General features: G+C 65.1%; 25 protein-coding genes and 1 riboswitch. Of the genes, 7 read left to right on the forward strand and 18 right to left on the reverse strand.

The window, feature by feature from the left end; translation table 11 throughout:
- Nucleotides 1-45: 45 nt before the first annotated feature.
- Genes E8M79_RS10965 through fgd form a run of 5 tightly spaced genes read right to left on the reverse strand, consistent with a single transcriptional unit; the run spans nt 46 to nt 4,712 of the window.
- On the reverse strand, nt 46-846 hold the full coding sequence (locus E8M79_RS10965; RefSeq protein WP_137151935.1) for an ATP-binding cassette domain-containing protein: 801 nt from the start codon (nt 844-846) through the stop codon (nt 46-48).
- A complete protein-coding gene (locus E8M79_RS10970) occupies nt 843-1,862 on the reverse strand; it encodes a putative F420-0 ABC transporter permease subunit (RefSeq protein ID WP_205747906.1) in 1,020 nt (339 codons plus the stop codon). Before E8M79_RS10970 ends, E8M79_RS10965 begins: the two co-directional genes overlap by 4 nt.
- On the reverse strand, nt 1,859-2,806 hold the full coding sequence (locus E8M79_RS10975; RefSeq protein ID WP_137151936.1) for a putative F420-0 ABC transporter substrate-binding protein: 948 nt from the start codon (nt 2,804-2,806) through the stop codon (nt 1,859-1,861). The genes E8M79_RS10970 and E8M79_RS10975 overlap by 4 nt, the downstream gene beginning before the upstream one ends.
- A 4-nt stretch (nt 2,807-2,810) precedes the next feature.
- On the reverse strand, nt 2,811-3,662 hold the full coding sequence (gene cofE / locus E8M79_RS10980) for a coenzyme F420-0:L-glutamate ligase (RefSeq protein ID WP_137151937.1): 852 nt from the start codon (nt 3,660-3,662) through the stop codon (nt 2,811-2,813).
- Nucleotides 3,663-3,716: 54 nt separating this feature from the next.
- The gene (gene fgd, locus E8M79_RS10985; protein WP_205747907.1) at nt 3,717-4,712 is read right to left on the reverse strand and encodes a glucose-6-phosphate dehydrogenase (coenzyme-F420); all 996 of its coding nucleotides are present in this window, start codon (nt 4,710-4,712) and stop codon (nt 3,717-3,719) included.
- A gap of 700 nt (nt 4,713-5,412) precedes the next feature.
- Nucleotides 5,413-5,628: riboswitch (cobalamin riboswitch) on the forward strand.
- A gap of 110 nt (nt 5,629-5,738) precedes the next feature.
- Between fgd and E8M79_RS10990 the strand changes: the two genes are divergently transcribed.
- From E8M79_RS10990 to E8M79_RS11000, 3 genes are read left to right on the forward strand one after another with little or no spacing between them, the layout of a single operon-like run.
- A complete protein-coding gene (locus E8M79_RS10990; protein ID WP_137151939.1) occupies nt 5,739-6,545 on the forward strand; it encodes an ABC transporter ATP-binding protein in 807 nt (268 codons plus the stop codon).
- A gap of 9 nt (nt 6,546-6,554) precedes the next feature.
- Complete coding sequence (locus E8M79_RS10995; protein ID WP_137151940.1) at nt 6,555-7,514, forward strand: ABC transporter substrate-binding protein; 960 nt, start codon at nt 6,555-6,557, stop codon at nt 7,512-7,514.
- Between the two features lie 39 nt (nt 7,515-7,553).
- Entirely contained in the window at nt 7,554-8,615 is a 1,062-nt protein-coding gene (locus tag E8M79_RS11000) for an iron ABC transporter permease (protein ID WP_137151941.1), read from the forward strand.
- 29 nt (nt 8,616-8,644) lie between these two features.
- On the opposite strand, the gene E8M79_RS11005 is transcribed toward E8M79_RS11000, so the two are convergent.
- Nucleotides 8,645-9,412 carry a hypothetical protein gene (locus E8M79_RS11005; protein ID WP_171015825.1) on the reverse strand — a complete coding sequence of 256 codons (768 nt, stop codon included), beginning with the start codon at nt 9,410-9,412 and terminating at the stop codon, nt 8,645-8,647.
- Between the two features lie 209 nt (nt 9,413-9,621).
- On the opposite strand from E8M79_RS11005, the gene mazG reads away from it, so the two are divergent.
- Nucleotides 9,622-10,431 (forward strand): nucleoside triphosphate pyrophosphohydrolase, encoded by an 810-nt coding sequence (mazG, locus tag E8M79_RS11010; protein ID WP_137151943.1) that lies wholly within the window; start codon nt 9,622-9,624, stop codon nt 10,429-10,431.
- Between the two features lie 154 nt (nt 10,432-10,585).
- Here the strand turns inward: mazG and hflX are convergent, their stop codons facing one another.
- From hflX to E8M79_RS11030, 4 genes are all read right to left on the reverse strand, one after another.
- A complete protein-coding gene (gene hflX / locus E8M79_RS11015) occupies nt 10,586-11,959 on the reverse strand; it encodes a GTPase HflX (RefSeq protein ID WP_137151944.1) in 1,374 nt (457 codons plus the stop codon).
- An 8-nt stretch (nt 11,960-11,967) separates the two neighbouring features.
- Complete coding sequence (gene hfq / locus E8M79_RS11020; protein ID WP_137151945.1) at nt 11,968-12,219, reverse strand: RNA chaperone Hfq; 252 nt, start codon at nt 12,217-12,219, stop codon at nt 11,968-11,970.
- Between the two features lie 207 nt (nt 12,220-12,426).
- On the reverse strand, nt 12,427-13,809 hold the full coding sequence (locus tag E8M79_RS11025) for a sigma-54 dependent transcriptional regulator (RefSeq protein WP_137151946.1): 1,383 nt from the start codon (nt 13,807-13,809) through the stop codon (nt 12,427-12,429).
- Nucleotides 13,809-16,145 (reverse strand): PAS domain-containing sensor histidine kinase, encoded by a 2,337-nt coding sequence (locus tag E8M79_RS11030; protein WP_137151947.1) that lies wholly within the window; start codon nt 16,143-16,145, stop codon nt 13,809-13,811. The genes E8M79_RS11025 and E8M79_RS11030 overlap by 1 nt, the downstream gene beginning before the upstream one ends.
- 295 nt (nt 16,146-16,440) lie before the next feature.
- On the opposite strand from E8M79_RS11030, the gene E8M79_RS11035 reads away from it, so the two are divergent.
- Nucleotides 16,441-17,343: a DMT family transporter gene (locus E8M79_RS11035; RefSeq protein ID WP_137151948.1), complete on the forward strand. Its 903-nt coding sequence runs from the start codon at nt 16,441-16,443 to the stop codon at nt 17,341-17,343.
- A 3-nt stretch (nt 17,344-17,346) separates the two neighbouring features.
- On the opposite strand, the gene ntrC is transcribed toward E8M79_RS11035, so the two are convergent.
- The 3 genes from ntrC to dusB are packed head-to-tail and all read right to left on the reverse strand — an operon-like array spanning nt 17,347 to nt 20,902.
- Nucleotides 17,347-18,792, reverse strand: coding sequence for a nitrogen regulation protein NR(I) (ntrC, locus tag E8M79_RS11040; RefSeq protein ID WP_137151949.1), 1,446 nt, complete (start codon nt 18,790-18,792; stop codon nt 17,347-17,349).
- Nucleotides 18,789-19,925, reverse strand: a complete 1,137-nt coding sequence (locus E8M79_RS11045; protein ID WP_137151950.1) for an ATP-binding protein — start codon at nt 19,923-19,925, stop codon at nt 18,789-18,791. The genes ntrC and E8M79_RS11045 overlap by 4 nt, the downstream gene beginning before the upstream one ends.
- Nucleotides 19,922-20,902 (reverse strand): tRNA dihydrouridine synthase DusB, encoded by a 981-nt coding sequence (gene dusB / locus E8M79_RS11050; protein ID WP_248304974.1) that lies wholly within the window; start codon nt 20,900-20,902, stop codon nt 19,922-19,924. Before dusB ends, E8M79_RS11045 begins: the two co-directional genes overlap by 4 nt.
- A gap of 199 nt (nt 20,903-21,101) precedes the next feature.
- Here dusB and E8M79_RS11055 point away from each other — a divergent pair, with 199 nt between their 5' ends.
- Together E8M79_RS11055 and E8M79_RS11060 are read left to right on the forward strand one after the other, a co-directional pair.
- Nucleotides 21,102-22,295 (forward strand): bifunctional 2-C-methyl-D-erythritol 4-phosphate cytidylyltransferase/2-C-methyl-D-erythritol 2,4-cyclodiphosphate synthase, encoded by a 1,194-nt coding sequence (locus E8M79_RS11055; protein ID WP_137151952.1) that lies wholly within the window; start codon nt 21,102-21,104, stop codon nt 22,293-22,295.
- The gene (locus E8M79_RS11060) at nt 22,292-22,801 is read left to right on the forward strand and encodes a CinA family protein (protein WP_137151953.1); all 510 of its coding nucleotides are present in this window, start codon (nt 22,292-22,294) and stop codon (nt 22,799-22,801) included. Before E8M79_RS11055 ends, E8M79_RS11060 begins: the two co-directional genes overlap by 4 nt.
- Before the next feature lie 21 nt (nt 22,802-22,822).
- Here E8M79_RS11060 and E8M79_RS11065 read toward each other — a convergent pair whose 3' ends face one another.
- The 5 genes from E8M79_RS11065 to E8M79_RS11085 all read right to left on the reverse strand — a co-directional run bounded on the left by E8M79_RS11065 (nt 22,823) and on the right by E8M79_RS11085 (nt 26,965).
- Complete coding sequence (locus E8M79_RS11065) at nt 22,823-23,266, reverse strand: type II toxin-antitoxin system RatA family toxin (protein ID WP_137151954.1); 444 nt, start codon at nt 23,264-23,266, stop codon at nt 22,823-22,825.
- A gap of 57 nt (nt 23,267-23,323) precedes the next feature.
- Nucleotides 23,324-24,277 (reverse strand): lipoyl synthase, encoded by a 954-nt coding sequence (gene lipA / locus E8M79_RS11070; RefSeq protein ID WP_137151955.1) that lies wholly within the window; start codon nt 24,275-24,277, stop codon nt 23,324-23,326.
- A gap of 68 nt (nt 24,278-24,345) precedes the next feature.
- Nucleotides 24,346-24,603, reverse strand: a complete 258-nt coding sequence (locus E8M79_RS11075; RefSeq protein ID WP_137151956.1) for a GlsB/YeaQ/YmgE family stress response membrane protein — start codon at nt 24,601-24,603, stop codon at nt 24,346-24,348.
- Between the two features lie 244 nt (nt 24,604-24,847).
- Nucleotides 24,848-26,287 carry a dihydrolipoyl dehydrogenase gene (gene lpdA / locus E8M79_RS11080; RefSeq protein ID WP_137151957.1) on the reverse strand — a complete coding sequence of 480 codons (1,440 nt, stop codon included), beginning with the start codon at nt 26,285-26,287 and terminating at the stop codon, nt 24,848-24,850.
- Between the two features lie 30 nt (nt 26,288-26,317).
- Entirely contained in the window at nt 26,318-26,965 is a 648-nt protein-coding gene (locus tag E8M79_RS11085) for an SGNH/GDSL hydrolase family protein (protein WP_137151958.1), read from the reverse strand.
- Between the last annotated feature and the right edge of the window lie 6 nt (nt 26,966-26,971).

The following is a 26,971-nucleotide window of genomic DNA, read 5'->3' on the forward strand; positions in this document are numbered from 1 at the left end:
ATCAAATTTTTGGTCGCGCCCGGCGCCATTGTCAATCGCCTTTGCTCAATCGTTTCCGGGCGCCACCGGACCGTCATAGGCAATGAGCGGGCGCCCGCTGGCTGGATGGCGCAGCACGCTGGCGCTGACACCATAGACCGCGCGCAACAGGGCCGGGGTCAGCACCGCTTCGGGCGCCCCCTGGGCCACCATGCGGCCACCAGCCAGCACGATCAGCGCGTCACAAAAGCTGGCCGCCAGATTGAGATCGTGAATGGCCAGCAGCACGGTGGCGCCGGCGCGGGCGCGCTGCCGCAGCAGCTCCAGAATGGCAAATTGCGCGTGGATATCGAGGTGATTGGTGGGCTCGTCGAGCAAGAGAAGCTGTGGCTGCTGCGCAAGAGCGCGCGCCACATGCAGCCGCTGCTGTTCGCCACCGGAGAGGCTTTGATAGGCGCGCGCCGCCAGGGGCGCCATGCCGACGGCGGCCAGCGCCGCATCGACCGCCGCGTCATCCTCGGGGGAGGGGGCCGACTGCCAGACGGACTGGAAGGGGATGCGGCCAAGCTGCACCACCTCACGGGCACTGAGATGCACCTCCGCCAAACCGCTCTGCTCCACCAGGGCCGAGAGCTGCGCCCGCGCCCGCCGCGGCATGGTCGGGAGGTCGGCGCCGTTGAAGTGGATAGCGCCACGCTCGAGCGGCACAAGTGCCAGAGCGGCCTTGAGCAGGCTCGACTTGCCGGCGCCATTGGGACCGATCAGCCCGGTCAGCCGCCCAGCTTCGGCGCGGCAATTGACGCCGTCGAGCAGCACAGCCGCACCGGCGCGCACCGAGACACCGGAGAAGACGAGGCCCGCGCTCATGTGACCCGCCGATAGCGCAGGAGAACGAGCAAGAAGATCGGCGCGCCCAGCAGCGCCGTGATGATGCCGACCGGCAGCTCGCGCGGGGCAAAGAGGCTCCGCGCCGCGGTATCGGTCCACACCATGAAGCTGGCGCCCACCAGCATGGCCACGGGCAGCATGACGCGGTGGCGCGAGCCGGTGGCCAGGCGCACCACATGCGGCACGATGAGCCCGACAAAGCCGATGGCCCCGCCCACGGCGACCAGCGATCCCGTGAGCAACGCCGTGGCGCCGAGCAGCAGCCAGCGCAGGCGCACCACATCGACGCCCAGCGTGGCGGCCGCCGCATCGCCAAAGGCAAAGGCATCGAGCGCCCGGCCGGCAAACAGCATGGGCACGCCGAGCACCAGAACAGCCGCCAGCACCACGCCGGCATCGGCCCAGCCCGAGCCGCTGAGCGAGCCCATCAGCCAGCTCAGGATCTCGCGATAGGAATCCCCGGTTGCTGACCAGAAGATGAGAAAGGAGGTCGCGGCCGACATCAGCGCGGAAATGGCAATGCCCGAAAGGATCGCCCGCGACGGCGTGGCGCCGCCGAGCAGTTTGGTGATCAGCAGCGTCAGCGCCATGGCAGCCCCAGCGCCCGCAAAGGCGCCCACCGGCATCAGCAAAGACGCGCCGATCAGCAGAAAGACAACCGCGCCCAAGGCAGCGCCGGAGGAAAGGCCGAGCAAATAGGGATCGGCAAGAGGGTTGCGGGTCAGCGCCTGCATAATGGCGCCGCACAGCGCCAGGCCAGCGCCAATGCCGGCGGCCACCAGCACGCGCGGCAGGCGCAGATCCCAGATGATGGCGTCGCGCAGCCGGGTCACCGGCACCTCGCCGGGCAGGCCCAGATGATGGGCAATGGTCTGCCACACTTCGGTGGCAGCGATGTCGGCGGGACCAAGGGTCACCGCCAACACCAGGCTCAGGGCCAGCAGCGCCCACAAGGCGCCATTCAGCGCGCGTTGTGGACCCTGGTTCAGGCTCACGGCGTGACGGTCAGCGCGGCCAACTGGGCCGCCATGTCGATGGTGGCGGGCACATTGCGCACGCCGGCTTCCGAGGCCGGGAAGGGCAGGACGAGATAGCGCTGGTTGACCACGGCATCAAGCTTGCTGGTGACCGGGTTCTCGGCCAGCAGCTTCTTCTTCTGCGCGGCCGAGTTCCAGGCGGCATCGACCAGCACGATCACATCGGGATTGGCATCGACAATGGCTTCCCAGCTGCTGGCGAACCAGCCTTCATCGACATCGGCGAAGATATTGGTGAGGCCGAGTGCTTCCATGATCATGGCCGGGGCATTGCTGCCGGCGCCGACATAGGGCGCCTTGGTGCCCGAGGAATACCAGACCGCAGTGAGGCCACGCGTATCGGCGGTGACGCCGGCCAGGGCCGTGCGCTGCTCGGCAATCAGGGCCTCGGCCGCAGCGCTGGCGTCAAAGATGGTGCCGATTTCGGCGATCTCGGCAAAAACGCCATCAAAGGTGAGCTTGGCCGGCTTGATCGAACGGCAGGCGGCCGGCGCCACATAGCTGGCAACGCCGAGATCGAGCAGGCTCTGGCGTTCGCCGGCGCCATCGGCGGCAAAATTGCTCTCCCAGCCGCCATAGACCAGGTCCGGCTCGGCCTCGAGCACCACTTCCTGCGAGGGCACCTTGTCGGCCAGTACGGGCAGAGCCGCAGCGGTCGCGGTCCAGGGCTCGGGTGCCGGATCGTCCTGGAAGCCGACGCCGACGATGCGGTCGGCCAGGCCCAGGGCCAGCAGCATTTCGGTGGTCGAGGACTTGATGGTCACCACGCGCTTGGGCGCGGCGGCAAAACTGACCGACACCCCGCAATTATCGAGGGTCAGCGGATAGGCAGTTTCGGCAAAGGCGGCTGTGCTCGACAGCGCAGCGAGGGCAAGGGCGAAAAAGGTATGGGAGGCGCGCATGGGATCAGTCCTGATGCTGGGCTTGGGGCGGAGAAACGGAGGAAGTGTCGGGCTGGGCAGCGTCCGAACCGCGTTCGGCAACGGCCGCTGCGTAACCCAGGCGATAGGCCTCGGCGGAGCCGAAGCGGAACATGTCTTCGTCGACCGAGCGCACCAGCGTGCGGGCGCCGGGCGCATCGATATCGACCACCAGCCGGCCCAGGCCGCGCACAATGGCGACCGGAATGCCACTGGCCTTGCCCTTGACCAGGTCGGCAGCGCCAGCCAGCTCATCGGCCAGCACGGTGATGGTCACCTGCAGCGGCTTGCCATTGGCATCGACGCCGCCGCGCATATCGTCGGTGACAATGACGCCGGCGGCGCCGATCGCCACATCGGTCTGCCCGACACGCCAGGGTCGCCCGAAGGTGTCGGTGATGATGATGCCCAGGCGCAGGCCAAGCCTGTCGCGCAGGCCGGCGCAAAGCTGGCGCGCCGACAGATCGGGATCCTCGGGCAGGCGCAGCGCCACGCCATCGGGCACATTGGAGGTGTCGATGCCCGCCGCAGCCATCACCAGGCCCTGGCGGGTCTCGACGATCTGGGTGACGCCGCCAGGGTGCACACGCTCGGCCACCACGCGCACTGTATCAAGCGCAATGGCTTTTTCCCGGTCGGCCACCGGCACCTGGCGCCCCTCGGCCTTGGAGACGATCTTGCTGGTGACCACCAAAATATCGCCGTCGCGCAGCGCGGTCTCGGCATCGTCGAGCGCCTGATGCGCCACGGCATCGGCGATCAGCGCCACCAGATCATCGCCGGCCGCGATTTCGGGCAATCCGGTCAGGCCCCAGACGGAAAAGCGTGGCAAACTCATTCTCGAAAACCCGTGCGTGGCTGGCAGAGGGGGCAGGGGGCCTGTTCCCCGGCGTTAGAGCGCCTTGAGGCGCGGCAGGATATCGCGCGCATAAAGCTGCAGGAACCGGCTCTGGTCATCGCCGGGCGCATGGAACACCAGGTGATCAAAGCCATAATCGATATAGGTCTTGATCGCGGCAACATGCTCGTCCGGATCGCTCGAAACAATCCAGCGCTTGGCGATGCGCTCGATGGGCAACTGAGCAGCCAGCCGCTCCATTTCCTCGGGATCTTCCACCGAGTGTTTTTCCTCGGCCGACAGCGACAGCGCCGCCCAGCCGCGCGTATTGTTGAGCGCCGCCTCCGGATCGGGATCGTAGGAGACCTTGACCTCAATCATGCGCTCGAACGGCTTGCCGGCCAGCGGGGATTCCGCCCGGCCCAGCGCCACATTGGGCAGCAGCTGGTCGACATAGAGCTCGGCGCCCTTGCCGGAGGTGCAGATAAAGCCATCGCCGGCACGACCGGCATATTTGGCATTGAGCGGCCCGGCGGCGGCCAGATAGATCGGCACCATGTCATCGGGCTTGTCATAGATGGTGGCGTTCTGCGTCTTGTAAAACTCGCCCTCAAAGCTGACGCGATCTTCGCTCCACAGCTGCCGGATCAGTGCCACGGCTTCGCGCAACCGCGCCGACCGCTCCTTGAGCTCGGGCCAGACCATGCCGGTGGACGGCACTTCGTTGAGCGATTCACCGGTGCCGACGCCCAGGATCACGCGATTGGGGAACATGGCGCCCAGCGTGCCAAAGGCATGCGCCACGACCGACGGATGCAGCCGGAAGGTCGGCGTCAGCACCGAGGTGCCCAGCACCACACGCTCGGTGCGCGCCAGCACTGCCGCCATCCAGGCCGGCGCAAAGGGCGCATGGCCATCGGTATGCTTCCAGGGCTGGAAATGATCGCTGACGAACACCGAGTCAAAGCCGGCATTCTCCGCCTCGACGGCGAAATCGAGCAATTTGGTGGGCGCGAACTGTTCCGCCGACGCCTTGTATCCGAAGCGCATTGCCATCCTCCATGCCCATGCCAACGACAATACTTTGACCAACTGGTCAAAATTGTCCATCGGATTCTTGCGCGCCGTCCCGGGACCGATTCCGGGGCTCTGACTGGTCATCCGGGCAGCGTTGCGTAACCGCGACGGTGTCCCGGTGGACGGTATGCCGGCCAGATTGCAGGCGCATGGCAAATGGCGCGGCTATAGGCCCGGACATTGGCTTGGCATCGGCGCTCTGGACGCCGTGCTGACGGGACGATCCGCAGAGCTCAGCGACCGTTGCGGCGATCCGAGGTTCACCACGTCGATCACCAGCACGGCTGCGGCACCCGAGTGAGCGCTAAAACAGATCATGATGGTGCAGGACATTGCGCCAGACGACACACAACGCGCTTGCCAACGGCCGCATCGCCAGCAAAATGCAAAAACCGACATTCGGCACAGCCAAATCGGCTCGAAGACCCCAAAAGCCAGCAAACCCGCCATATTGCCATCCACAAAAGTTCCATAATATATATTATGCGAATTGTGGATATCGGGTTGTGAAGGGCTGGTTGGTGCTAGGTTCTGCGCGGCCCTGATCCACTTGTGCTGCCTGGCGCTCCAAACGCCACAATGCCAGCGAGCTCCATTCCCCTGGCGCACATCCATCTATCACGCCCCCAACCACGCGCCTGATCGACCATTGACAAGACTCTACCCCCTGCGCTTTATCTCGACCGTTGAAGGTTCCTCGGCGGTCGATTGCCAACGGGGATTAAAAGGGAACACGGTGCGACGTACCCATCAGGGCGCAAAACCGTGGCTGCCCCCGCAACTGTAAGCGGTGAGCTCTTCCAAGACACCACTGGCCTTTATGGGCTGGGAAGGTTGGAAGCGCTGAGACCCGTGAGCCAGGAGACCTGCCATCGACATCCACGAAACCCGGCCGGGGTGTGCCGAGGGGAACGACGATGGCGCTCGACGACCACCACATCGCAGCACTCTGCCTGATCGGTTCTTTCGCACCGCCCTGCCCATTGGCGGAGGCCTGCGATGGATCTGGCGCGACGACTCGTCGGCGGTAATCCGGCCCGACTGACTGTTGAGAGGCTGAGCTGGGGCCCCAGGGGCCACCGGCCGATCATTGCCGACCTCGATTTCACGGTCGAGCCCGGCGCCATGCTGGCCGTGGTCGGACCCAATGGCGCCGGCAAGTCCAGCCTCCTGCGCTGCCTCTATCGCTATCATCGCCCGACGATTGGCTGCGTGCTGCTCGATGGCGCCGATATCTGGCAGTCCCAGCCCAGGGCCCTCGCCCGCCGCGTCGCTACCGTGCTGCAGGAATCGGCCTCCGATTTCGGCCTCAGCGTCGCCGAGATCGTCGAGCTTGGCCTGACGCCGCATCAGCAGCGCTTTGGCGCCCCGGCCTATGAATCCGTTGAGGATGCGCTGGCGCTGATGCAGCTTACCGCGCTGGCGCCGAGGGACTTCGCCTCGCTCTCCGGCGGCGAAAAGCAGCGCGTGATGATCGCCCGGGCCCTGGTGCAGCGGCCGGATCTGCTGATCCTGGACGAACCCACCAATCATCTCGACATCCGCCACCAGCTCGATGTGCTGGCGCTCCTGGCCAGCCTGCCCACCACCGTGGTGGTGTCGCTGCACGATCTGGCGCTGGCCGCCGCCCATGCCGATCGCGTGCTGCTGCTCGATCAGGGCCGCCAGGCCCAGTTCGGCGCGCCGCTCGAGGTGCTGACGCCCTTGGCGATCCGCCAGACTTTTGCTGTCGAGACCGCCATCGACAGCCATCCGGCCACCGGCCGGCCCCGCTTTTCCTTTCACCGCGATAATTCAGACATTTAGGAGTTTTTGATGCGCGTCCTGCCCCTTTTGATGGCCACTGCCCTGGTGGCTCTTGCCCTGCCCGTGCCGCTGACCCTGGCGTCCGGTTTCCCGGTGACGGTCACGAGCTGTAACCGCGCGGTGACCTTTGACGCCGCGCCGCAGCGCGCCGTGTCCAATGACGTCAACCTCACCGAGATGATGTTGGCCCTGGGCCTGACCGACCATATGGTGGGCTATACCGGCGTGTCCGACTGGAAGACGCTCGACGAGCGCCTGCGTGAGGGCGTCGCCGCCCTGCCCGAGCTATCGACCAATTACCCCACCAAGGAAGTGCTGCTCGGTGCTGACGCCGATTTCTACTTTGCCGGCTGGAACTACGGCATGAAAGTGGGCGGCGAAGTGACGCCCGAGACGCTCGCGCCCTTCGGCATCGCCGTCTATGAGCTGACCGAGAGCTGCATCCACATCATGGACAAGCCCAAGGCCTCCATGGACGATCTCTATGTCGATCTGCTCAACCTGGGCCGCATCTTCGGCGTGGCCGAAAAGGCCGAGGCCCTGGTGGCCGGCTATCGCCAGGAGCTGGCCGATTTCACCGCCACGCTCGACACCAGCGGCACGCCGCCGACGGTGTTCGTCTATGACTCCGGCGAGGACAAACCCTTCACCGCTGGCCGCTACGGCATTCCCACGGCGCTGATCGAAGCCGCCGGCGGCCGCAATATCATGGATGATGTGCAGTCGAGCTGGGTCAGCATCGGCTGGGAACCGGTGATCGAGCGCAATCCGGAGGTGATCGTCATCGTCAACTATGGCGACGTCACCGCCGAGCAGAAGATCGCCTTCCTCAAGTCCAACCCGGCCTTCTCGGCCATTCCCGCCGTGGTCAATGACCGCTTCGTGGTGCTCGACTATGTCGAGGCGACGCCCGGCCCGCGCAATATCGAGGCCATCAAGCGCCTTGCCACGGCCTTTCATCCTGCCTGACGGAGACCAGGGCCGGCCTCGCGCCGGCCCGCCACACCCATGTCGCACAAGCACCTCGTCGACGGCCCGCGCCACGCCCTGATCCACAACCTGCCCCTGGCCATCGCCGGGCTGTGCGGCCTGCTGCTGCTGGTCGCCATGCTGGCGGTCAGCGTCGGCGCCATTGCCGTTCCGCTCGACATGGTCTGGCGCGTGGTGCTGAGCCACCTCGTGCCCGGCAGCATCACACCGGACTGGTCGGCCGGCCGCGACAATATCGTCTGGGAAGTGCGCCTGCCGCGCGTGCTGCTGGGCGCCACAGTCGGCGCGAGCCTGGCTGTGGTCGGTGCGGCGCTGCAGTCGGTGACGCGCAATCCGCTGGCCGACCCGCACCTCTTGGGCGTGTCCTCGGGCGCGGCGCTGGGCGCCATTGTCGTGTTGATGCACACGGGCCTGTTCCTCGGCCTCGTCACCGTGCCGCTGTTCGCCTTTGGCGGCGCGCTGCTCAGCACGGCCCTGGTGGTCGGCGTTGCCAATCTCGCCAATGCCACCAACGCCAGCCGCCTGGTGCTGACCGGGGTGGCCATTTCCTTTGTCATCACCTCGCTGGGGAGCCTGGCCATCTTTCTGGGCGATCCGCGCGCCGCCCATACGGTGATCTTCTGGATGCTGGGCGGGCTGGGCCTCGCGCAATGGGCGCAACTGCCCTACCCGCTCGCGGCGCTCGTGCTCTGCGGCACGTTCCTGCTGGCCAATGCGCGCAATCTCAATGCCATGACGCTGGGCGATGAAAGCGCCACGACACTGGGCCTGCCCGCCGGCCGCTTCCGGCTGATCGTCTTTATCGTCTGCGCCCTGCTGACCGGCGCGGCCGTGGCCTTTTCCGGGGTCATTGCCTTTGTCGGGCTGATGATCCCCCATCTGGTGCGCATGGCCATCGGCGGCGACTACCGCCGCGTGCTGCCGCTCTCGGCCCTGGTGGGCGCCATTTTCCTGGTGCTGGCCGATATGGTGGCGCGCACCATCATCCCGCCGCAGGACCTGCCCATCGGCGTCATCACGGGCCTGGTCGGTGGCGTGTTCTTCATCGCGCTGATGCGCCGCAACGGCCGGCTGGGCTAGGGCCCGCGCCGGCCAACTTGGCCCCTGCCCTAGGCGGCGCTGTTGCCGGCGTCAGCCCCCGGCGTCGTGCCGCGGCCGAACTGCGCCAAGAGGCGGCTCAGTAGGGCCGATGTGAACTCGCTGCTGCTCACCCGCTCGCGCGCGGCCTCAGGCGTTTCGGGCACAGGAACTGGAGCGGGCGGGGCGCCGGCGTCAGGACTGCGGGCAGCCCCTTCCCGCACGATGCGGAGCATCTCCTTTTCCGCGTCGCTCATATCCTCTTCGGCAATCTGCTTGATCGGCGAAGCCGTCATGGCGGACAGGTCCAGCCGCTGCCCGACCATTATGTCATCCTTGGTGATGGCGTTGCGATCGGCCCCGGCCCGGAACATCACCGCCACATTGGGCAGGGCGTTGTTGTCGAGATAATTGGCCTGGTTCATCACCTTGTCAGCCTCGATCTCCTCGCGGTTCAGCACGCCATTGCCGTCCACATCGACCCGCGCGAAATAGGCGTCCTTGGCCTGCTGCGCCAGCTCGGCGCGCGAAGCCGGGCTCATGGCCTTGTAGTCTTGCGCGGTCAACAGCTGGCCGATCGCCTCGCTCGACAGCAGCTTGCCGGGCCATTCCTCAAGGCTGAGCGCGCCATCCTTGTCGGCATCCTGGGCAGCCATGACCTGATCGATTTTGCCCTTCTGCCCGACCTTGTCGAGCAGCTCGGACATTTCGGCGCCGGACACTTTGGAATCCCGGTCCTTGTCCGCCAAAGCGAACAGCCGGTTGAGCAATGTCCCGCCAACACCACTGATTTCCGTCATCGTCTGCCCTCGAATGTTGATTGCTGAGAGTGATTTAGCAATTCTCGTGCCACATCCGCCGGGCCGGATTCCCGGGCCTTTGCGCCCCATTATCCCCCGGCCAATGCTGCCCCTGGGCAAGATTTGCCCGTCCCACCCGGCAACAATGGCGACTTGGGCGCGGCCGGCGCGCTAGGCTCGGGCAGTGATTCCAACCCATGAGCCCGCCCATGCAGCCCTCCCGCGACCTGTCCCGCCTCATCGAGATCATGGCGGCGCTGCGCAACCCGGTCGGCGGCTGCCCCTGGGATCTGGAGCAGGATTTCGCCAGCATCCGCCACTACACCATCGAGGAGGCCTATGAGGTCGCCGACGCCATCGAGCGCGAGGATTTTGATGACCTGCGCGAGGAGCTGGGCGACCTGCTGCTGCAGCCGATCTATCACGCCCAGATGGCCAGCGAGGCTGGCTATTTCGACATTGGCGACGTGATCCAGGCCATCACCGAAAAGCTGATCCGCCGCCATCCGCATGTGTTCGGCGAAGAGGCCGCACGCAATGCAGAAATGGCCAAGGGCCAGTGGGAAGCCATCAAGGTGCAGGAACGCGCGGCCAAGGCTGCGTGCAAGGGCGACACCACGCCATCCCTGCTCGACGACGTGCCCCAGGTGCTGCCGGCGCTGGCCCGGGCGGAAAAGCTGACCAAACGCGCCGCCAAGGTCGGCTTTGACTGGCCGGACCTGGCCGCCGTACGCGCCAAGGTCGAGGAAGAACTGGCCGAAGTGGTCGAGGCCGAGGCCAGCGGCAATGCCGCCGCCGTGCATGAGGAGATCGGCGACCTGCTGTTCGCCGTGGCCAATCTGGCCCGCAAAGCCGGCGTGGATGCCGAAGGCGCCCTACGCGACGCCAATCTCAAGTTCACCCGCCGCTTCCACCACGTCGAAGCCCGCTGCCGCGAGGACGGCATCGCGCCGGCCCAGGCGGGGCTGGAGCGGCTCGATGGCTATTGGAACGAGATCCGCGCGGCCGACAAGGCCTGACAGCATCGCGCACCTGAACGGCCTGGCGGCCGTTCAGGCTGAGTCGAAAATGGCGGTTTTCGAGCACCGGACCGGAGCGTACATTTGGGTACGTGAGGACCGGCAGCGCAGAAAACCGTCATTTGCAGACCAGCATCAACGGCCTGGCGGACGTTCAGGCGTCCGAGCCTTCGATGCGGCCGTTGAAACGTTCAAGGAACGCCGTCTTGTGCCGCGGCTCGACGCGCACCACAAAGCCGGTGCCCTTCTCAGTGGGCTCGTCGCGCGAGATCACCTCGGCATGCGAATGCAGCCAGCCGATGTCGGCGCCGGCGCTATGCGGCACATGCACGCGATAGGTGCGGCTCTTCTCGCCCAGCGCCTTTTCGATGGCCAGCAGCAGGGCATCGATCCCCTGCCCCGTCACCGCCGAAACCGGCACGGTCGCGGCAACCTTGCCGGCCGGGGCAATGCCAGCCAGGCGCTCGTCCATGTCCAGCTCGGGCTGGCCGAGCAGGTCGATCTTGTTCCACACTTCGATGATCGGCGTGGTCTCGGCCGACACGCCCAGATCGCCCAAGACCTTGAGCACATCATGCGCCTGGGCCAGATGGTCCGGATTGGCCACGTCACGGGCATGCAGGATCACATCGGCGTCCAGCACCTCTTCCAGCGTCGCCCGGAAGGCAGCCACTAGGTCAGTGGGCAGATCGGCGACAAAGCCCACCGTGTCGCTGATCATGATCTCGCGGCCATGCGGCAACTCAAGCTTGCGCACCGTGGTATCGAGCGTGGCGAACAGCAGATCCTTGGCGAAGACATCGGCCTTGGTCAAAGCGTTGAACAGGCTCGACTTGCCGGCGTTGGTATAGCCCACCAGCGCCACAATGGGCGTGCCGGTGCGCTGCTGGCGCTGCTGCGCGCGGGTCTTTTTGACCTTGTCGAGCCGGTCTTCGAGCAGCACGATACGGTCCATGATCTGGCGGCGATCGCTTTCGATCTGCGTTTCGCCCGGGCCACCCATGAAGCCGCTGCCGCCGCTGCCGCGCTGGCGTTCAAGGTGGGTCCAGGAGCGGACCAGCCGCCCCTTCTGATAATTGAGATGCGCCAGTTCCACCTGCAGCACGCCTTCGCGCGTCGCCGCGCGGTCACCGAAGATCTCCAGGATCAGCCCGGTGCGGTCGAGCACCTTGGCGCCGGTTTCGGTTTCGAGGTTGCGCTGCTGGATGGCCGTCAGCTGGCAATCGACCAGCAGCAGGTCGATCTTGTCAGCCTTGACCTTGACCTTGAGGGTTTCCGCATGGCCGCCACCGATAAAGGTGGCCGGCTTGATCTCGCGCACCTTGATGACGTCGACAAAGGCCACGTCCAGCTCAATGGCCTGCGCCAGGCCGACGAATTCGTCGCGCCGCGCCTCGATGGCATGCTGGGACACATGGCCCCGCACATCGGGGACCACCACGCCGACGCGGAAGGGGCGCGCCTGCTGGTCAATAAACGGCTTGCGGCCGCCCGGCTGGACGGCCTCGTCATCGTCGAATTCAGTCATGGGGCCTGTCAGTCGCTGTCGTGGTTCTGCTCGGGATCGAACAGCTGGATCGGCGCACCGGGCATGATGGTCGATATGGCGTGCTTATAGACCAGCTGCGACTGCGCGTCGCGACGCAGGAGCAGGCAGAAATTGTCAAACCAGGTGATCACGCCCTGCAGCTTGACGCCGTTCACGAGAAAGATCGTGACCGGAACCTTCTGCTTGCGAACATGGTTGAGGAAGGAATCCTGGAGATTTTGCTGCTTTTCGCTGGGCATTTTTGGCCTCGTTATTGCGGCATTGCTTTTCGCTGCCGGGCTGCGCGCGCCTGCCAGTCGGTCGCGAACCTGCCGCACAGACCGCGCCGATGTGATTTGTACACAATGCCGACTATTACACAGTTCGTTTTTCGTGCCTACCCGAAGCAGCCGCAAGGCTGCCCCGAATTTTGCGCTGGGATCAAATCCCCAGCGACCTGATGGGCATCACAGCCCCAGCGACTTGATCTTGCGGTGCAGCGCGCTGCGCTCCATGCCGACGAACTCGGCTGTCTTGGAGATATTGCCGCCAAACCGCTCGATCTGCGCCAAGAGGTACTGCCGCTCGAACACCTCGCGGGCCTCACGCAGCGGCAGGCTCATCAGATGCGCCGAGGCATCGGTGTCGCCCACCGTGGGCAGCACTTCGCCAATGTCGGACGGCAGCATGGTGGCGCTGATCAGCCCATCCTCAGGCTGCTGGTCCTTCATCAGGATCATCAGTCGCTCGATGGAATTGCGCAGCTGGCGCGCATTGCCCGGCCATTCCTGCGCCTGCAGCACCGCCATGGCATCATCGCCCACCACCAGGCGCTGCAGATTGTGCATCCGCGCCACCTGCTCGATGAACACATTGACCAGCGGCGGCACGTCCTCGCGACGCTCCTTGAGCGGGGTCAGCGGCAGCGGCACGATGGAGAGCCGGTGGAAGAGATCAGATCGGAACTCGCCCGATTCCACCTGCGCCGCGACGTTCTGCGAGCTGGAGGCGATGATGCGCACATCGATCGGCACGGCCTGGGTGCCGCCGACGCGGTTGAAGCGGTTTTCCACCAGCGTGCGCAGCAGCAGCGCCTGGGTCGCCTGCGGCAGCGTCGTCACTTCCGACAGATAGAGCGTGCCGCCATGCGCCTTTTCCAGCGCACCGACCTCGACCTTGAGAATGCCGCTCTTCTCGCGCGCTTCGCGGCCGAACAGCACCACCGGCACCTCTTCGGGCGCATAGAGCGAGGCATTGATTTCGACAAAGGGCGATTCCACACGCGGGCTGCGCTGATGAATCAGCCGGGCCACCAGGCCCTTGCCGGCGCCCGAAGGGCCGGAAATGAAGATGCGCGAATTGGTCGGCGCCGATTTCTCGATAATGCCGCGCACCGCCTGCAGGGCCGGCGAGGTGCCCACCATATCGGCGCTCTTGGTGGCCGAGCGCTCCTTGAGTTCGGCCACTTCCGTGCGCAGGCGCGTGGCTTCCATTGCCCGCTGGGTGATGTGCAGCAGCCGGTCAATCTTGAACGGCTTTTCGATATAGTCATACGCGCCGCGCCGGATGGCCGAGACGGCCGTCTCCACATTGCCATGGCCCGAGATCATCACCACCGGCATGTCCGGATGCTGGCTCTGGAACACGTCGAGCAGCTGCAACCCATCGAGCCGCGACCCCTGCATCCAGATGTCGAGGAAGACCAGGCTCGGCCGCCGCCGCGCGATCTCGTTCAACCCGCTGTCGGCGTCATGCGCCTGGCGTGCCTCATAGCCTTCATCCTCCAGGATGCCGGCGATCAGGTCGCGGATGTCGTCTTCATCATCGATGATCAGAATGTCGAGTGCCATTAGTTCTGAACCGCCGCTGTGTTCAGCGGCTCCTCCTGTTGGGCGGTGGTGATGGCGGCCTGGGCCGTCTCCTCCGCCTCTGGTGTCTTGGTCGGCGATTGCAACGGTAATGTGAACGTCACACAGGCGCCGACCCGTCCGCTGGCATCGGGCTCGGCATCGATGAGCTCAACGATGCCGCCATGCTGTTCAATGATCTTGGCCACGATGGCCAGACCCAGACCGGTGCCCTTCTCGCGGGTGGTCATATAGGGCTCGAGCAGCCGCTGGCGATTGTCCTTGGGCCAGCCCTTGCCATTGTCGGAAACCGAGATGCGCGCATGATTACCCTCCACATGCCCCTCGACGCGAATGGTCGGCACCACGCCTTCGGCGCGATCGACCGTCTCGAAGGCCTCCACGGCATTCTTGATCAGATTGGTCAGCGACTGCGCGATCAGCCGGCTGTCGAACCAGGCGATGATCGGCTCATCGGGCAGCAGCGTGTCGATGGTGACCTCGGGCAGCCGCACGCTTTCCAGGAACACCGCCTGCCGCACCGTATCAGACAGGTCGGCAATATCCGGCGCGGCTTCGGGCATGCGGGCAAAGGCCGAGAACTCGTCGACCATGCGGCCGATATCGCCGACCTGGCGCACGATGGTGTTGATGCATTTGTCGAACACCTCGCGGTCGTCCTCGAGCTTGGCGCCATAGCGACGGCGCAGCCGCTCGGCCGACAGCTGGATGGGCGTCAGCGGGTTCTTGATCTCATGGGCGATGCGGCGCGCCACATCGGCCCAGGCGCTGGTGCGCTGGGCCGATTCCAGATCGGTGATGTCGTCGAAGGTCAGCACATAACCCTTTGATTCGGTGATCGAACCCTCGCGGGTCAGCTGCACCTGATAGGTCCGGCGATCCGCCTCATTGCCCAGCTCGATCTGATCGCGCACCTGGCCACGGCGGGCCGAGCGGGCGCGTTCGAGAATGGGCGTCAGCTGCGGCATCACCACCTCGATCCGCTCGCCCATCAGGGCGATTTCATCGCGCCCCAACATTTCGGAAGCGCGCGCGTTGGCCAGAGTCACCGTACCGAAGGGATCAAGGCCAATAATGCCGGCGGACACGCCCTCCACCACCGCCTCGGTGAACTGGCGCCGCTTCTCATTCATCTCATTGGCCGTCACCAATGCTTCGCGCTGTGTCTTAAGTTGCCGCGTCATCGTATTGAAAACATTGGACAGATCGCGCAGATCACCACTGCCTTCGCGCACCGGCACCTGCACATCGAGATCGCCGCCGCTGACGCGGGTCGAGGCAATCATCAGATTGCGGATCGGGTCGACGAAGCGGTTGGCCAGCGCAATGCCGATCCACAGCGCCGCCAGCAGCAGCACCACGGCCAGGCCCACATACATGATGGTGAACGTGATCTGGAACACCAACCGATTGGAGGCATATTGCCGGTATTCGGTGATGTTCTCGTCGGTGAGCCGCATATATTCGAGCACTTCGGCTTCCACCGGGCGCGCCACGAACAAATAAGTGTCGTCATAGCCGCGCAGCTTGATGACCGAGCCGACCAGGTTCACCCGCCCCGGCGCGATTTCGGCCGGAATGCCTTCCACCAGGCCTTCGGTAATGCCATCCGGCAATCGCGGATAGGCGCCTTGTACGGCGATCTGCGCCCGCATCAGCGGCTCGCCTTTGGCATTGACCAGCGAGGTGAAGGGTAGCGAGCGCGTCACGGCCAGCGCCGTCAGAATGCCCTGGAAGCGCTCGGGATCGCTGTCATAGGTCGGCCGGGCCTGTTCAAGCTCAGTGGCCACCCAGATCACATCGTCGCGCAGCACCTGGGAATGCTCGAGCAGATAGGAGCGCGCGACCAGCCGCGAGCTTTCCACCATGGCGCGGGTGCGTTCGGAGAACCACTGGTCCAGCCCCTGGTTGAGGGCAATGGTGGCCACCACGGCCACGATCGCCGCCGGAATGGCGGCCACCAGGGCAAACATGGTCACCATGCGGATCTGCATGCCGGCGCCGGCCTGCTTGTTGAGCCGGGCACGGATCAGCAGCGTCGCCTCGGTGAGCACCAGGGCGATCACCAGCAGCACCAGAATGCCGGTAACCACCCAGATCACGGTCCATGTGGTGGTGGATGGCTCGATATTGGTGGCGCCCGACAGAATCAGGAAGGAAATCAGCGTCAGCACCACGGCGGCCACGACCACCACCAGGCCCAGCACGCGCAGCGGCCCCGTCCCGCGCGGTCCGAGCCGCGCACCACGCGTCGGCTTGCCGGCGGGTTCGACCCGCACTGTCGGCTCTGCCTGTTCGATCATCGCGGTTTCAGTCATCAGCGGCCGGGACCACTCCACTTCAAGCAACAAGGGCTGGAACCTGCCGCAATTCCCCCGACCCTTCAAGACAATTGTTGCTTAAATGTGACACTAACGACCGGCGCTCCGCGCCAAATCGCGCCGGTGGCGCGATTTGAGGTCGTTAGGCCCGAAGAGCTACGCTCGCAGGGCGGACCGGCCACGGGTAAAATCCAGTTCTCCGAAACCATTGGCCGCACGCCGACCCCGTCCCCGCTGGACAGACATCGCATCTGCAGGCAAACACTGCCGCCAGCCCGACCAGAGTGTCCCCGTGTCCACCTCCGCCCCTATCCGCGTCCAGACGGCCAGCCTCACGGGCATGGCCCTAGGCATTGGCGCCTATTCGCTGTTCGCCCTGCATGACGCCATGGTCAAGGGCGTCATCATGACGGTGCCAGCGCCGCAGATCCTGTTCGTGCGCAGCGCGGTGATCCTGCTGCTGTGCCTCCTGATTGGCCGCAGCTCGGTGGTTACCGGCCTCTGGCAGTCGCGCAACCGCTGGCTGATCCTCGGACGCGGGCTGATGACCCTGGCCGCCTGGGTCATGTATTACAGCGCCGGCCGCAGCCTGCAGCTGGCCGAGATGACCACGCTCTATTACTTCGCCCCGGTTCTGACGACGGTTCTGGCCGTGATCTTCCTGCATGAGCGCCTGACGCTGGCGCGGGTCGGCGGCGCGGCGATCGGCCTTTTCGGCGTGATGGTGGCGGCCAACCCGGCTGGCTTCACCCTCGACTGGCCGGTGCTGCTGGTGCTGGCGGCAGCGCTGTGCTGGGCCATCGCCATGATCCTGATGCGCACCATCTCCAAGAGCGAAAGCACGCTGGTGCAGGTCTTTGCGCAGAACCTGATCCACTTCCTGGCCATGGGCGCTATCGCCCTGCCCTTCTGGCACGGCATGGACGCGCGCCAACTGGGCCTGTGCGTCATGGCGGGCCTGGTGGGCGGGTTGGGCCAGTATATTCTGGTGGAGTCAGCCCGGCAGGTGCCGGCCAGCGTGCTGGGCACGGTGGAATATGGCGCGCTGATCTGGAGCTTTATCTTTGGCTTTCTGTTCTGGGGCGAGTTGCCCCAGGCCAATGTCTATGTCGGTGCGCTCTTAGTGGTGGCCGCCGGGCTGACCCTGGCCATCAGCGAACGGCGCCCTGGGCGCGGCATGACTGCCGCCCCCTGAGACCTAGCTGCGCCGGCTGTGCTTGACGATCTCGATGCTGTGCGTGCGGATCTTCTTGCGCAGCGTGTTACGGTTGAGACCCAACAGGTCCGCTGCCTTGATCTGGTTGCCGCCACAGGCATTGAGCGCCATGGCGATCAGCGGCGCCTCCACCTTGTCGATCACCCGCTGGTAGAGCCCGTTGGGCGGCAGATTGGGCTCATATTCGCGCAGCAGCTGGCCGACATGGGTTTCCACGGCCATCGAGACATCCACCGGCCCCGGCGCGCCGGGCGTATTGGGCCGCTCGGCGATATTGAGCTCGCTCTGCACGATCTCGGCCGAAATGCTCTCGTCGGCATAGAGCGCCGATAGCCGGCGCACCAGGTTTTCGAGCTCGCGCACATTGCCTGGCCAGGCATAGTTCTGCATCAGCTTGATGGCTTCAGGCGAGATGGATTTGACCGGCTCGCCCTCGCGCTGGGCCACCTTGAGGAAGTGCATCGCCAGATCGCCGACATCGTCGATGCGCTCGCGCAGCGGCGGCAGGCGGATCGGCACCACGTTGAGGCGGTAGTAGAGATCCTCGCGGAACAAGCCCTGGCGGATCATCTGGCTGAGGTCGCGGTGGGTCGCGGCCACAATGCGCACATTGGTCTTGATGGCGCTGCGGCCACCCACCATGGTGTATTCGCCCTCCTGCAGCACGCGCAGCAGACGCGTCTGGGCATCCATGGGCATGTCGCCGATTTCGTCGAGGAACAGCGTGCCGCCCTCGGCCTGCTCAAAGCGCCCCGATGAGCGCGTGTTGGCGCCGGTGAAGGCCCCCTTCTCGTGGCCGAACAGCTCGGCTTCGATCAGGTCGCGCGGAATGGCGGCCATGTTGATGGCCACGAACGGGCCATTGCGGCGCTTGCCGAAGTCATGCAGCGCCCGCGCCACCAACTCCTTGCCGGTGCCGCTTTCGCCGGTGATCATCACCGTCAGATCGGTCTGCATCAGCCGCGCCAGGGCGCGATAGATGTCCTGCATGGCGGTGGAGCGCCCCACCAGCGGCATCGTTTCGCCCGGCTCCTCGGCCTTGCGCTCAGCCGTGGTCGGCTTTTTGGCGTCGGCCAGGGCCCGCGCCACCACCGAGAGCACCTCGGTGATGTCGAAGGGCTTGGGCAGATATTCATAAGCGCCCACTTCCGAGGCGCGGATGGCGGTCATGAAGGTGTTCTGCGCACTCATTACGATCATGGGCAGATCGGGGCGCAGCTTCTTGATCTTGGGCATCACCTCAAAGGCATTGCCGTCCGGCATGGCCACGTCGGTGATCAGAATATCGCCTTCGCCGCGGCTGACCCAGTTCCACATGGTCGAGATATTGCCCGTGGGGCGCACTTCATAGCCGGCGCGGGTCAGCGCCTGGTTGAGCACCATGCGGATGGCGGCATCGTCATCAGCGAGCAGAACGACATGGCTCATGGGGCCAATTCCTCTTCCTGGATGGCTTGGAACGCCCCGCTCGCAACGGGGAGCAAAATACGGAAACGCGTGCGGCCCGGGCGGCTGTCGCAGTCGATCACCCCGCCATGGTCACCCACGATCTTGGCCACCAGCGCCAGCCCGAGGCCCGAGCCGTTCTGCTTGGTGGTCACAAAGGGGTCGAACAGGAACGGCAGGATATCAGGTGGCACGCCCGGGCCATTGTCCTCGATGACGATCTCGAGCGGCAGCGAGATGCGCTCGGAGACGCCGGTCACGCTGATGCGGATGCCGGGCCGGAACGCGGTCGAAAACTTGATCTCGGGTTTCTGAGTTCTTTCAAGGGCTTCCGAGGCGTTCTTCACCAAGTTCAAGATGACTTGGATCAGCTGGTCACGGTTGCCATAGACCGGCGGCAGCGAGGGGTCATATTCCTCTGAGAAGGTGACACCGCGCGCCACGCCATTGCGGGCCAGCAGCTTCACACGATCCAGGATCACGTGGATATTGATCGGCTCGCGCTCCATCGGGCGCTCGTCGCCGAACACTTCCACCCTGTCGAGCAGATGCACGATGCGGTCGGTCTCCTCGCGGATCAGCCGCGCCAGCGGGATCTCGTCGCTGCTGACGGTCTGTTCGAGCAGTTGCGCCGCGCCACGAATGCCCGACAGCGGGTTCTTGATCTCATGGGCCAGCATCGAGGCCAGGCCCGTCACCGAGCGCGCTGCGCCGCGCGATACCATCTGCCGGTCGATCTTGTCGGCCATGGTGCGTTCCTGGATCAGCAGGGCCACCTGCCCCTGGCTGTCAGACAGGGGACTGGCGAACACATCGGCCACCCGCTCATCGCCAAAGCGCGAGGAGCCGACGCGCACACGATACTCGGTCATCGGTGCCTGGCGCAGCACCACCGTCTCAACCAGGCTAATGATGGGCGAGCCAAAGGCGATCAGATCATCCAGCTTCTGCCGGGTGAGCACGCTGAGCGAGGCGCCGAAGAAGGCCTCGGCGGCATAGTTCACGAACACGATCTGCCGGTCTTCCCGGCAGACGATGATCGGCTGCGGCAAAGCCTGGATAATGGCGGTGGTCGATGCCGGCGCCAGCGCGCTCTTGGCCAGTTCTGCAGTCATGCTGCTACCTTCCAGTCCCCGGAGAACACGGTGCCGATCAGCGCCATGACCTCCTGGGGTGTTTCCGAATTGAGCAATGCGGTGCGCATTGGCTTGTCGAGGGCAATGCCGGCCGCATCGACATACCAGCCCAGATGCTTGCGGGCGGCGCGCAGGCCAACGGCCACGCCATATTCGCTCAGCATGTCCTCATAGTGCTCGCGCACCAGGGCGACGAGTTCTGCGCCCTCTGGCGCTGCCGGCGGGGCCAGGCCATCGAGCCCGGCGCCGATCTGGCCGACCAACCAGGGCTGCCCCTGGGCACCGCGGCCCAGCATCACGGCAGCCGCGCCGGACTGCGCCAACGCCGTGCGGGCGGCGTCGAGATCGATAATATCGCCATTGACCACCACCGGCACATCCACGGCCTCGACCACGGCGCGGACCAGTTCCCAGCGGGCGCTGCCCTTGTAGAACTGCTGCCGCGTGCGGCCATGCACCGTGATCATCTGCACACCGGCGTCGACCGCGCGCCGCGCCATATCGGCGGCATTGAGACTGTCATCGTCCCAGCCGAGCCGCATCTTGACCGTCACCGGCAGCGGCGTGGCTTTGACCACGGCCTCCACCAGCGTCATGGCATGGTCAGGCACGCGCATCAGCGCCGAGCCCGAATAGCCATTGGTCACCCGCTTGGCCGGGCAGCCGAAATTGATGTCGATGATATCGGCGCCCGCGTCATGGACAATCCGCGCCCCGCGCGCCATCCATTCGGCCTCGCAGCCCGCCAATTGCACCATATGCGGCAGACGCCCCGGCCGGCCCAGCTTGCGGGCCATTTCGTGATTGCCGACGGCCAGCGCATTGCTGGCAATCATCTCGGAAACCACCATGCCGGCACCGAAACGCTCGGCCTGCTTGCGGAACGGCCGGTCGGTGATCCCGGCCATAGGCGCGAGAAAAGCACTATTGCCAACGAAATGGCTTCCGATGCTCAACTTGCAGGCACCCACCGACACAAACATGCCCCAGAAATGGTCAATCCGAAAAATATGCCTGCACAATAGTCAAAACCCGTGCCGGTGCAATCCCTTATCTGGTGAGATTCCCGGTCGGGCAGCCCTGCCCTTGCCGCATGACTTGGGCAGCGCTAGACCACGGTGATATGACGGTTTCACGTCCGAGTTTGCCCAGTCCATGCGTCAAAAAACCATCGCCGTCATCATCGTCGCCGCCGGCAAGGGCGAGCGGGTGAGCACCGACGGCATCCCCGATCCCAAGCAATATCGCCCCTTGGCCGGCAAGCCCGTGCTGGCCCATACGGTGGCAGCCTTCCAGGCGATGCCGCAAGTCACCACGATCCTCACCGTCATCCATGCCGACCATCAGGCGCGCTATGCCGCCCTGGGACTCAGCGATCCGCGCCTCTTGCCCCCGGTCATCGGTGGCGACAGCCGCCAGGCCTCGGTGCTCGAAGGGCTCAAGGCCCTGGCGCCGATGCGGCCCGACCGTGTGTTGATTCACGATGCGGCGCGGCCCTTCGCCAGCCCACAGCTGATCGGCGACGTGCTGGCCCTGCTTGAGCAATACGACGGCGCCCTGCCCGCCCTGCCGGTCACCGACACCATCAAGCGCACGCTCGACGGTCGCCATGTCGCCACCACCGAGGACCGCAACCAGCTCGCTGCCGCGCAGACGCCGCAGGGCTTCCGCTTCGGCCAGCTGTTCTCGGCCCATATGCGCGCCGGCACAGTCCGCCGCCAGTTCACCGACGATGCCGAAATCGCCGAATGGGCCGGCCTGCGCGTCGCCATGACCATGGGCGACCCCGACAATATCAAGCTCACGTTCAGCCAGGACTTTGCCCGCGCCGAACGCATCCTATCCGGAGACAGTCTTATGGAAACCCGCGTCGGCACCGGCTTTGACGTGCATGCCTTCGTGCCCGGCGATCACGTCTGGCTGGGCGGCGTGCGCATTCCCTATCACCACGCCCTCAACGGCCACTCTGATTCCGACGTGGCCCTGCATGCCCTGACCGATGCGCTTTATGGCTCTATCGGGGCCGGCGACATCGGCGTGCACTTCCCGCCGTCCGACATGCAATGGAAGGGCGCAGCCTCCACCATCTTTCTCAAGCATGCCAGCGACATGATCGCCCAGGCCGGCGGCCGCATCGTCAATCTGGACGTGACAATCGTCTGCGAAGGGCCGAAAGTTAACCCACATGTTGCGGCGATGCGCGCCGTCATCGCCACAACACTGAACATCGCGCCGGCAAGGATCGCGATCAAGGCAACGACAAGCGAGAAGCTCGGGTTTACCGGGCGGGAGGAAGGTATCGTGGCTATGGCAAGTGCAAGTGTAGAAGTGCCGAGGGGGGAGCTATGACCAGCAAACCGGCAGCGAAAGCCAGCGACAAGGCGCGCCAGGTCATCGACCTGCTCACCGAGGTCAACCGCAACATCGTCACCGCTGAAAGCTGCACCGGCGGCATGATCGCCGCGGCACTCACCGACGTGCCCGGCTCGTCCTCGGCCTTCTATGGCGGCTTCGTCACCTATGCCGACACGGCCAAGTCGCGCATGATCCATGTGCAGGCCCGGCTGATCCGCGACTATGGCGCCGTGAGCAACCAGGTCGCCCGCGCCATGGCCGATGGCGCCCGCAACACCGCCCATGCTGACTATGCCGTCGCTGTCACCGGCATTGCCGGCCCCGATGGTGGCTCGGAGAAAAAGCCGGTGGGCCTGGTCTATGTCGCGGTGTCGTCGGAACTGGCGACCGTGGTCATCGAGCATCGCTTTGGCGATCTCGGCCGCGACGCCATCCGCGCCGCCAGCGTCGAGGCCGCACTCGACCTCGTCATCGAAGTGCTCAAGGGCGTCAAGGCCTGAGCAGTCACCCGGGAGCGGTCATCAGCTGCCGAAGCGCCGGTCGGCCTCATCGGCAAAGGCCTGCATGATCTCGTCCTGCTTGGCGGCAAAGGCCGGCTCGGCAATGGCGGCGATGAAGGGGTTGGAGATCTTGAAGTCGATCTCGAAGCGCACGCGCGTGCCCATGCCCTCGGGCTCGAAGCGCCACAGGCTGTCGAGATAGGCAAACGGACCATCGACGGCCTTGGCCTTGATGGTCAGCGCCACCGGGTCGCTGGTCACCCGGCTTGTATAGGCCTGGGTGATCGGCCCGAAATGCAGCGTCATGGTCGCCAGCTGCACCCGCCCGTCGCTTGACGCCGGGTCCGGCCGCACGGCCATGGCCTTGCAGTTGGGCACAAAGCGCGGGTAGTCGGCCAAATCGCCGACGATCTCATACATGCGCTCGGGCAGATGCGGCATATGCCGTTCGAAGAAACGATTCATGGTCTCAGGCTTCTGGCTTTCTTCCGTCCCGCGACTGGCGCCCCCGCGGCAAGGCGCTTAACGCCCCAGCTTGGCCAGCCGCGCCGCCTTGAGCGCCGCAAAATCCTCGCCGGCATGGTGCGACGAGCGCGTCAGCGGGCTCGACGACACCAGCGAGAAGCCCTTGGCCGTCGCCACTGTGGCATAGGACTTGAACTCGTCCGGCGTCACAAAGCGGATCAGCGGCGTATGCTTCTTGGTCGGCTGCAGATATTGCCCGATGGTCAGGAAATCCACATCAGCCGTGCGCAGATCGTCCATCAGTGCAAGCACTTCGTTCCGCTCTTCACCCAGCCCGACCATGATGCCGGACTTGGTGAACATGCTGGGGTCCAGCTCCTTGACCCGCTGCAGCAGGCGGATGGAGTGGAAATAGCGGGCACCCGGCCGCACCTTGAGATAGTTCGACGGCACGGTTTCAAGATTGTGGTTGAACACGTCCGGCTTGGCGGCGACGACGATCTCGAGCGCCCCCTCCTTGCGCAGGAAGTCCGGCGTCAGGATTTCAATGGTGGTCCTGGGGTTCTGCGCCCGGATCGCCACGATCACATCGGCAAAATGCTGTGCCCCGCCATCGGCGAGATCGTCGCGGTCCACCGAGGTGATCACCACATGCTCGAGGCCGAGCTGCTGGACGGCATTGGCCACCTTCTCGGGCTCGGCCGGATCGAGCGGGCCGGGCATGCCGGTGCGCACATTGCAGAAGGCGCAGGCGCGGGTGCAGATCTCGCCCATGATCATCATGGTCGCGTGCTTCTTGCTCCAGCACTCCCCGATATTGGGACAGCCGGCCTCTTCGCACACGGTCACCAGGCCATTCTGGCGCACAATGTCCTGGGTTTCCTTGTACACCGGCGAGCCCGGTGCCTTGACCCGGATCCAGTCCGGCTTGCGCAACACCACGCTCTCCGGCCGGTTCACCTTTTCGGGGTGCCGCGGCCGGGATGCTGCTGTGTCGATCAGTGTGACCACTTGCTTCCTGCCTTCCACGCTTGGCGTGACATATCGCCCGGCTCAGCCGGACCTTCAAGGGGTGACCGCTAGCGCGCGATCACCCGGGCCACCGCGATCACCACGATGGCGCCGATGGTGGCGGTGATGATCTGGCTGACCAGCACATTGCCGATCGGCAGCGAGATATTGAGCGCCGACAGTAGCCAGCCGCCGACAAAGGCGCCGATCACGCCAACGATCAGATTGCGCAGCAGACCGCCCCCACCCAGCACCAGCCCGGCCAGCCAGCCGGCCACCAGCCCGATGCCCAGAAAGATCAGCAGTTCCTGCATTCCAATACTCATGGTCCGTCTCCTGGGCCTGGGTTTGCGATCCGGGCCGCTTTAGCGGTCCTGCGGCTGGAACACTCCGGCCGACTTATCCACAGAGCCTCGCAGCAAACTGTGGGAACATTGGGGAAAACCACCGGCAACCCCAGGCAGCATCAAGTTCTTTGCTCAGGGGGCGCAGCCCGTCCCCTGTGGAGATCTTGGGGATAGCCTGTGGAAAAGCTGTGCACAGCCTGTGCAGAACTTCTCCCGGGCTGCCCTAGATGTTCAGCGCGCGGCCATAGGCGTCCAGCACGCTTTCCTTCATCGTCTCGCTGAGCGTGGGATGCGGGAAGATGGTGTGGATCAGCTCTTCCTCGGTGGTCTCGAGGTTCATGGCGATCACAAAGCCCTGGATCAGCTCGGTCACTTCGGCGCCCACCATGTGGGCACCCAGCAGCTCGCCGGTCTTGGCGTCGAAAATGGTCTTGACCAGCCCATCGGGTTCGCCCAGCGCAATGGCCTTGCCATTGCCCACGAAGGGGAAGCGCCCGACCTTGATCTCGCGCCCGGCTTCCTTGGCCTTGGCCTCGGTGAGGCCGACGCTGGCCACCTGCGGCTCGCAATAGGTGCAACCCGGCACCTTGGACTTGTCCAGCCCATGCACCTTGAGCCCGGCGATCTTTTCCACCGTGATCACGGCTTCATGCTCGGCCTTGTGCGCCAACATCGGCGGGCCGGCCACGTCGCCGATGGCCCAGATGCCATCCACGCTGGTCTTGCCATAGCCGTCGATGACAATGGCGCCGCGCTCGGTCTTGACGCCAACAGTCTCGAGCCCGAGGCCTTCGATATTGCACTGCACGCCCACGGCCGAAATCAGCTTGTCGCCCGAAATCTGCTGCTTGCTGCCGTCCTTGAGCAGCACATGGGCGGTGACGCCGGCGGCGGTCTTTTCGACCTTTTCCACTTTGGTGTCGGTCAGGATCTTGATGCCGCGCTTTTCCAGCCGCTTGCGGGCCAGCGCCGAGATCTCGGCGTCTTCCACCGGCATGATCTGCGGCAACAGCTCGATGATGGTCACCTCGGCGCCCATGGAGCGGTAGAAGGAGGCGAATTCGACGCCAATGGCGCCCGAGCCCATCACCACCAGGCTCTTGGGCATGGCGGCCGGCTTCATGGCCTCGAAATAGGTCCAGATCTTGTCGCCATCCGGCTCGATGCCGGGCAGCACGCGCGGACGCGCACCGGTGGCGATGATGATGTTCTTGGCCTTGTAGGTGCCCTCGCCCAGGGCATTCTTGGGCGGCGGCACCTGCGGCTGCTGGATAGCCTTCTTGGTCGGCGCCACCTTGACCTCACCGGGCTTGGTGATCACCGCCTCGCCCCAGATGATGTCGATCTTGTTCTTCTTCATCAGGAACTGGACGCCATTGTTCATCTGCGCCGCGATGGCGCGGCTCCGCTTGACGACGCCGTCGATGTCGAAGCCGAACTTTTCCGCCGTCAGGCCATAGTCCTTGGCGTGGCTCATATGGCCGTAGATTTCGGCCGAGCGCAGCAGCGCCTTGGTGGGAATGCAGCCCCAGTTCGAGCAGATGCCCGCCATGTGCTCGCGTTCGATAATGCCCACCTTCATGCCCAGCTGCGCGCCACGGATGGCGGCAACATAGCCGCCGGGACCGGCGCCGATGACGAGAAGGTCGTATTGGTCAGCCATTTGGGCCTCCAGAAAGTCTATGGAGCCGGCCTAGAGGGCCAGCATGGATTTGACGACCGGCACGAGCCCCTCGCCGATCGCCCGTGTATTGGCGGCATCCAGATGCACCCCGTCTTCGGGGTCCGCGACGGCAACGGTCGAGGCGTCAAAAAAGCCGGTGTCCCATTCTTCCGCCCGGCGGGCGTAGTGGGCAGCAAACTGGCTCGACTGCTCAAGGCCATGGGCAATGCCACCAAAGTGGCCCATCATGTCAGCGTTCTCGCTGGCACAGAGCAGCGGCGGCGCCACGATGATGATCTCCGGAATCGGCTCATTGCGGCCCGCGGCATGGCCACGGATGATCTGCACCAGCCGGCGCATGCCGAACGAGGCCTCAAGCGCCGAGCCACAGATGGCCGGCTTGAGGTCATTGGTGCCCAGCATGATGATCACCATGTCGAGCGGCCCGTGGCTTTCGAGCAGCGTCGGCAGGATGCGCGCACCATTGCGGTCGGCATTGGCATACCAGTCGTCCGACACCGTCGTGCGACCGCCCAGCCCCTCGGCAATCACCCGCGCCTTGCCGCCCAGCCCCTTTTCCAGCGCCGTCGGCCAGCGATCATCATACCCATGGCGCGGACCACCCGAAGGATTGGCGCCAAAGGTCAGGCTGTCACCATATGCGAGGATGGTTTTCATAGCGCT

Source organism: Devosia sp. FKR38 (assembly GCF_005222805.1).
Lineage (GTDB): Bacteria > Pseudomonadota > Alphaproteobacteria > Rhizobiales > Devosiaceae > Devosia.

Coding starts and splice junctions, on each gene's coding strand:
- E8M79_RS10965 (WP_137151935.1), bottom strand. CDS start 846: ATGAGCGCGGGCCTCGTCTTCTCCGGTGTCTCGGTGCGCGCCGGTGCG.
- E8M79_RS10975 (WP_137151936.1), bottom strand. CDS start 2,806: ATGCGCGCCTCCCATACCTTTTTCGCCCTTGCCCTCGCTGCGCTGTCG.
- cofE (WP_137151937.1), bottom strand. CDS start 3,662: ATGAGTTTGCCACGCTTTTCCGTCTGGGGCCTGACCGGATTGCCCGAA.
- fgd (WP_205747907.1), bottom strand. CDS start 4,712: ATGCGCTTCGGATACAAGGCGTCGGCGGAACAGTTCGCGCCCACCAAA.
- E8M79_RS10990 (WP_137151939.1), top strand. CDS start 5,739: ATGGATCTGGCGCGACGACTCGTCGGCGGTAATCCGGCCCGACTGACT.
- E8M79_RS10995 (WP_137151940.1), top strand. CDS start 6,555: ATGCGCGTCCTGCCCCTTTTGATGGCCACTGCCCTGGTGGCTCTTGCC.
- E8M79_RS11000 (WP_137151941.1), top strand. CDS start 7,554: ATGTCGCACAAGCACCTCGTCGACGGCCCGCGCCACGCCCTGATCCAC.
- E8M79_RS11005 (WP_171015825.1), bottom strand. CDS start 9,412: ATGACGGAAATCAGTGGTGTTGGCGGGACATTGCTCAACCGGCTGTTC.
- mazG (WP_137151943.1), top strand. CDS start 9,622: ATGCAGCCCTCCCGCGACCTGTCCCGCCTCATCGAGATCATGGCGGCG.
- hflX (WP_137151944.1), bottom strand. CDS start 11,959: ATGACTGAATTCGACGATGACGAGGCCGTCCAGCCGGGCGGCCGCAAG.
- hfq (WP_137151945.1), bottom strand. CDS start 12,219: ATGCCCAGCGAAAAGCAGCAAAATCTCCAGGATTCCTTCCTCAACCAT.
- E8M79_RS11025 (WP_137151946.1), bottom strand. CDS start 13,809: ATGGCACTCGACATTCTGATCATCGATGATGAAGACGACATCCGCGAC.
- E8M79_RS11030 (WP_137151947.1), bottom strand. CDS start 16,145: ATGACTGAAACCGCGATGATCGAACAGGCAGAGCCGACAGTGCGGGTC.
- ntrC (WP_137151949.1), bottom strand. CDS start 18,792: ATGAGCCATGTCGTTCTGCTCGCTGATGACGATGCCGCCATCCGCATG.
- E8M79_RS11045 (WP_137151950.1), bottom strand. CDS start 19,925: ATGACTGCAGAACTGGCCAAGAGCGCGCTGGCGCCGGCATCGACCACC.
- E8M79_RS11055 (WP_137151952.1), top strand. CDS start 21,102: ATGCGTCAAAAAACCATCGCCGTCATCATCGTCGCCGCCGGCAAGGGC.
- E8M79_RS11060 (WP_137151953.1), top strand. CDS start 22,292: ATGACCAGCAAACCGGCAGCGAAAGCCAGCGACAAGGCGCGCCAGGTC.
- E8M79_RS11065 (WP_137151954.1), bottom strand. CDS start 23,266: ATGAATCGTTTCTTCGAACGGCATATGCCGCATCTGCCCGAGCGCATG.
- E8M79_RS11075 (WP_137151956.1), bottom strand. CDS start 24,603: ATGAGTATTGGAATGCAGGAACTGCTGATCTTTCTGGGCATCGGGCTG.
- lpdA (WP_137151957.1), bottom strand. CDS start 26,287: ATGGCTGACCAATACGACCTTCTCGTCATCGGCGCCGGTCCCGGCGGC.
- E8M79_RS11085 (WP_137151958.1), bottom strand. CDS start 26,965: ATGAAAACCATCCTCGCATATGGTGACAGCCTGACCTTTGGCGCCAAT.